Source organism: uncultured Corynebacterium sp. (assembly GCF_947253065.1).
Lineage (GTDB): Bacteria > Actinomycetota > Actinomycetes > Mycobacteriales > Mycobacteriaceae > Corynebacterium.
On sequence record NZ_CAMXWS010000061.1, the window covers coordinates 1 to 6,166 of the forward strand.

Genomic DNA, 6,166 nt, shown 5'->3' on the forward strand with positions numbered 1-6,166 from the left:
AGCCAGGCAAGGGCCAGGCCCTGAAGACCGTGAACCAGCTGCTCTGCGGCGTGCATATTGCCGCTGCTGGTGAGGCCCTCGCCCTGGCTGGCGAGCTTGGCCTGGACCAGAAAGCCACGCTCGATGCTCTCATGAGCGGTGCCGCCGCATCCTTCATGCTGGGTGACCGCGGCGAGCGCATGCTCGATGCTTACACCGAGGAAGGTGCGGAGGTGAAGAGCCGCATCGACATCTTCGTCAAGGACATGGGCATCGTCACCGCTGCCGCGAAGTCCGCTGGCATTGCCGTGCCCGTCGCTGCTTCCGCGGAGCAGCAGTACCTGCAGGCCTTTGCCCGCGGTATGGCTGCGAAGGACGATTCGTCCATCATCACCATTTCTTCTCCGACCGGCCCGAAGGGTGATAACGCATGATTACCGGAACTGGTTTGATTTGGCTCGGCCTCGCGGCCGTTGCCGTCCTACTCGCCCTGGTGATCTGGGTGCGCATGCCCGCCTTCGTGGCACTGCTCCTCGTTTCCCTCGCCACGGCGGTGCTCTCCGGCATCCCGTTCGCTGATTCCGTCAGTGTGGTCACCGACGGTGTGGGCAAGACACTCGGCTCCGTTGCCGTAGTCGTTGGCCTCGGCGCCATGCTGGGCAAGATCATTGAGGAATCCGGTGGTGCTACCGCACTAGCCCAGTACTTCACGGGAAAACTGGGCCGTAAGCGCATCGTCGCCGCCGTGGTGATCGCCGCATTTATCCTGGGTATCCCGGTCTTCTTCGACGTCGGTTTCATCATTCTCGCGCCGATCATCTTCGGCTTCGCCGCCGTAGCGAACATCAACCCAATCAAGATCGGCCTGCCCGTCGCTGCCACGCTGCTCACCGTTCACGTTGTGCTGCCGCCGCACCCAGGCCCCGTTGCAGTTGCTGAGCTTCTCGACGGTGACGCCGGCCTCCTTCTCACCATTGGCCTTCCCATCGCCGCTGTGACCGTGGCACTGGGCTACCTGATCGTTCGCCGTATCGACGTCAGCGCTATTGAGCGCTCCACGTCTCCGGTTGAAGATGCCGGTGTTAATGAGGTGCAAAACCCGCCATCGCCGTGGACGATCATCGGCCTTATCCTCCTGCCGATCATTTTGATCATGCTGGGCACGACCAGCGCCATGGCCCTGGAAGAAGGCTCCGTTGCCCGCGAGATTGCCTCCTTCATCGGTGCTTCCCCGGTGGCACTCCTCATCGCTGTGCTCGTCTCCTGGTTTGTCCTGGGCAGCCAGCGTGGTTGGAACCGTCAGGAATCTTCGGATGTTCTCGACTCCGCACTTCCTGCCGTTGCCGTGATCATCTTCGTCACCGGCGCTGGTGGCGCATTCGCCAATGTGCTCGTCGAATCCGGCATTGGCCAGGTCCTTTCCGACCTCCTCGCCGGCACCGGCCTGCCACTGATCCTCACCGCGTTCCTGCTGGCCGCAGCACTTCGTGCTGCGCAGGGGTCCGCAACGGTGGCGCTGCTCACCACCGCCGGTCTCGTCGCACAACCTATCGCGGATGCTGGTCTGACCAGTGTTGAAGCCGCACTCGTCATGGTCGCCATCGGCTTTGGCGGCCTGGGGCTCAGCCACATCAACGACTCCGGCTTCTGGATCGTGACCAAGTACCTTGGCCTCAACGTCAAACAGGGCCTCCGCTACTGGACAACCACATCCACAATCTTCGGTGTCATCGGCTTCCTGCTCACCTGGGCGGTCTATGCGGTGGTGTAGGAGTTACCTTGCGTTTGCCTCAACGGTAGAAGACGTATGGGCGTCACGCTTGTTGAATCCGTATGCAATCGACGGGATTTTCAATCGGCGTGACGCATTGTTTCCACTACTTTGCGCACAAGCCGTGTGTTCAGAACTAAGTAATAGCTGGTGCTGTCTGTGCGACAGGAACCGTGCCTTTCGCGGGAAGCTTTGCTCTAAGCTTCTAGCTCCGTTTTCCGGAACCCGGCGACCCTCCTAGGAAGACTCGAACAAAGTGCTTGTTGTCCTTCTTCGTTTTTCTCTTGGGTGAATGCTGGAGTTTGTTTTCGTGCATGCGGTTAAAAAGATTCTCGAATGAGTCCAGCATGTTGTCGCGCGATTGGCGTAGCTCCGGGGAATCAAGGTGAGTTTCCCTTTGCTTCGTCTTTTTCGAAGTCTCTTTTGCGTGTTTTGAGTTTCCTGCAGGAGGTCTCCTGCGCACTTTGACTACTTTTCCAACCATGCTGCAGTACCGTCCAGTGGTATCACCTAGGTGTGCCTCTAAGCGATTCCGTTGAGAATTAAGCCCAACAACTCGACCACAAATCGGACATCTCACCTTCCCGTCAGGCCTGAGATCCACGGGAGTCTTGGGAGTTTTACCTGATTTTTTGGGAGACGAGTTGGTGGCGTTCGCCCTGAATCCACGAGTCATTTCTTCTTTCCCCTCGGGTTTGGAACTCCAGCAGACATATAGATGCGATCATCTTTCATGCTGTTTGTTTTTGCTGGGTGCAGATAAACGAGCGATCTAAAGAAATTGTCGTCTCGAATGCGTGCTTGGGCTGCACGCTCGTCGGCCTTAAGCTTGCGGACCGCGCGCTCGAAGTCTGTGACTGACGCCTTCTTCTTTATTTGCGTTTTTAGCGGTTTGTATTTTTTCGGCTGGTGTCGGCGTCGGCGTTTCTGTTTGGAGGCTTTAGCCTCAATCTCGGCCAGGATTTCAGCACCACGTGCACCAGATTCCAAGCGGCGCCAGATCGATGAATATTCGCGCTCGACCGCGTCTAATTGGGCGATAATTTCAGGCTTCTCTTCAGCAGAAAGCTCACCCTCGCGCATTGCTTTAAGTTGCTGGAGGAGCTCTTCACGCCGTTGTTCATACTTACGCCGCGCATTGACAGCCTCTTTATCAACGGCAATTTGCGCGAGTTTGAACAGCTCCTCAGCACTTAACTGGGGCTTTGGTTTGCTCTTTCGAGAAGGAGATTCGTCAAATGCCGGATTGGGCGGATTCGCTGCCATTGAGCTTTCCTCCGAATCACGGATCTCTTTAGCCCTGGACCCATGCAGAATGTTGGAAATTTGGTCTTCGAACTTTCGAGTATCTCTCACCAGCATGACTTGATGACGCGCAGTCTCGGCATCTTTAGAGAGAGCTTGTACGCGAAGATTGAAGGTTTCGAGAACTTGTCTAAGTTCCCTTGCTTGAGCCAACACGATGCGGTTTTCAAGCTCAATTGATGGGTGTCTGGTCGTCATTTCTTTCCCGTTTGTATTTATGGATCAAACCGCTTCTGCCCAACGCGGCGCGAAACGTTCCATCTGCTCTAGGACTAGAACCACAGCGTCGTTGCGCTTGTTCATCGGGTAACCGTGTTTGCGGAGGAGCGTTTTAATCGACCGGCGTAGTTTGGCCCGCACATCATCGCGGACAGTCCAATCGGTCTTTGCGTCGCGGCGCAGTGTGGCTACAAGGTCCCTAGCAATCTGAGCGATGATGTCATCACTGAGTACTTCACCGTTAGTTCCGTTGGAGACAACGACGTCGTAGAACGCCAGCTCATCGTTGGTCAGCGGAGGTGTGAATGACTCACCGCGCTGGTTCTCTTCAACGATCTGCTTTGACAACTCGATGAGTTCAGCAATGATTTCAGCGGATGTGAGCTGTTGGTTGGTGTAACGGTTCATGAGTTCTCGGATGCGCTCGGAGAACTGCTTTGCTCGGACTTCATTGTTGCCAGTAGCAGTGCGGGATTCCTGGAGTAAAGAGCGTCGGAGAGCATCGATGAGCAAGGCTGTCTCAGAGTCGTCTTTGGATTTGAGTTTCAATGCTTCGATGTTCAAATCTTGTAAGTTGGGTAACTCTCGTCCAATTTCGTTGTAGACGTCGATGACCTCGGATGACGCACTTGAGTCCACAACGAGTTGGCTGAGCAACGTGAGGACCTCATCACTGAGTGGCTCACCGTTTGCCCGGCGATCAGCGGCGTCCATCTTCACCAGCTGATTGCGTACATCTGAGTAGAAGCGCACATCATTTCGGTATTCGGGAGCGTTGGGGCTACCGGATGCCAGTGCCCAAGCACGGGCGAGTTTTCCTGCGGTGTCGTTGAACTGTTTGGCTAGGGGATAGCGGCCATTTTCATCGGCTGTCTTTGGATCACGAAGCTTGGCTAGTACCTGGAGGCGAGCCTTTCGTTCTTCCCCGTGGTTTTCCAATTCGCGCCAGTCTTCGCCAACAAGAGCATGCAGCTTATCGAGGAAGCCGCACGCAATGCGGAGCGCTTCCTCGATGCTCTGTCCGATGACCTTTTCGCCCTCCTCGGAAGAATCCTTGGTGAACTCGGCGATCGCTGCCTGAAGGTTGTCGACGAGTGGTGCGTAAGCAACCAGCAGTCCGTTTTCCTTCTGGCGGAACTTCCGGTTGACGCGGGCAAGCGTCTGCATCAGAAGGGCACTCTTAAGGGGACGGTCGAGGTAAAGAGTGTGCAGCGGGGGAGCATCGAAACCCGTGAGCATCATGCCCTGCACGATGGCGATTTCGAGCTCGTCATCCGCGTCCTTCATACGATCCTTGATCGCATCCATCCGGGCTTGGTTGCGGATGTGCTTCTGCAGGTGCGCAGGATCAGAAGCGGCACCGGAGTAGATCACCTTGAGCTTGCCAGCGAGGTCGTCATTGCTGTGCCATTGAGGACGCAGCTCGATGATTTTCTCGTATAGGTTGGCTGCGATGTCGCGGGTCTGCACGACAATCATTGCCTTACCTGGTCCGCCAATGAACTGGCGCATGTTTTCGCGGCGGTCCTCCCAGTGACGGATGAAGTCCTGAGCAAGTGTGCTGAGGCGTTGCTCGGAGCCATACACAGTGTTCAGCACGGCAACGGAGCGCTGCGCCTTCTCACGGTCTTCATCGTCGATGTCGGCGAGGATTTCCGCTGCCGCGTCGTCGATCTCTTCATCGGTGATCCCTTGGATGCGCTCCAGTGGGATGAGCCGTGGTTCGAAGTACACGGGGACCACCGCGCCGTCGGCCACCGCGCGGTTCATGTCGTAGACGTCGATCTCCCCGCCGAAGACCTCGCGGGTGTTGCGGTCCCACTCGTCGATCGGGGTGCCGGTGAACGCGATCATCGTGGCATTTGGCAAAGCGGTGCGGAGGTGGTGCGCATAGCCGTCTGCATTCGTATCACCGAAACCGTAGTGAGAACGGTGGGCCTCGTCTGAGATCACAATGATGTTGTGGCGTTCTGAAAGAACAGGGTGTTCCAGCTCCCGTTCGTCTTTCGCGCCTTGCAAACCAAACTTCTGCAAAGTAGCGAAGTAGATGCCGCCAGATTGCCTCTGGCTGAGCTGTTCGCGCAGATCCTCGCGGCTTGAAATGTGGGTGGGGGCTTCGGGTAGGAGAGTAGATACAGCGAAGGTGTCGTAGAGCTGCTTGTCCAGCTCATTCCGGTCATTCAGCACAACCACGGTTGGGGAATCCAGCCGCGAATCTCGCATGATCTTCGCCGTGTACATCTCCATTTCCATGGATTTGCCTGAACCTGTGGTGTGCCACACCACGCCAGCCTTTTTATCGGTGTGTGCGGCTTGGATCGTCCTACCGGCAGCTTTCGTCACTGCGAAGTACTGGTGTGGCTTGGCTACTCGCATGCGTAGCTCTCCGTCAATTTCATCGAAGGCAGTGAAATCAATAAAGATCTGACCGAAGCGTTCGACGTTAAACAGACCCCAGAAGAGCATGTCGAATTCGGTCATCTGCTCACCGCCCACGACGACGAGTGGCCCTTGCTCGTAAGGGTTCCCGTCGTCGTCTACACGCCAGCTGCTCATGTGCTCACGCGGTGTAAACGGGGTTCCGTAGATTGCCTCAATCCCGTCGGATGCGACGACAATGTTGGCGAAGCGGAAGGCCATCGGAAATTCTTCAACGTAGGTGCGCAGCTGGTTGTAGGCGCTCTCTACAGTCGCGGTGGAGCCAGACTGTTTCAGCTCCACGATGACCAGAGGCATGCCATTGACGTAGAGCACGACATCAAAGCGACGTTCCTTATCCAGGTTCCGTACGGTGATCTGGTTCGCCGCGATGTAGTCATTCTTGTTCGGATCCCGGGAAAAGAACGTGATGGTGGGGTTTAGCCGTTTCCCATCTGCATCGACGTACTCAAT

The 6,166-nt window shown here is 56.4% G+C and carries 4 protein-coding genes; 2 read left to right on the forward strand and 2 right to left on the reverse strand.

The window, feature by feature from the left end:
- Positions 1-413: NAD-binding protein (locus Q0X21_RS09745; protein WP_297851690.1), on the forward strand; the 413-nt coding region annotated here is incomplete at its 5' end.
- The gene (locus Q0X21_RS09750) at positions 413-1,750 is read left to right on the forward strand and encodes a GntP family transporter (RefSeq protein ID WP_297851693.1); all 1,338 of its coding nucleotides are present in this window, start codon (positions 413-415) and stop codon (positions 1,748-1,750) included. The genes Q0X21_RS09745 and Q0X21_RS09750, both read left to right, overlap by 1 nt.
- 672 nt (positions 1,751-2,422) lie before the next feature.
- On the opposite strand, the gene Q0X21_RS09755 is transcribed toward Q0X21_RS09750, so the two are convergent.
- Positions 2,423-3,253, reverse strand: a complete 831-nt coding sequence (locus tag Q0X21_RS09755) for a hypothetical protein (protein WP_297851691.1) — start codon at positions 3,251-3,253, stop codon at positions 2,423-2,425.
- Between the two features lie 24 nt (positions 3,254-3,277).
- On the reverse strand, positions 3,278-6,166 hold a 2,889-nt coding region (locus Q0X21_RS09760), incomplete at its 5' end, for a type I restriction endonuclease subunit R (RefSeq protein ID WP_297851692.1).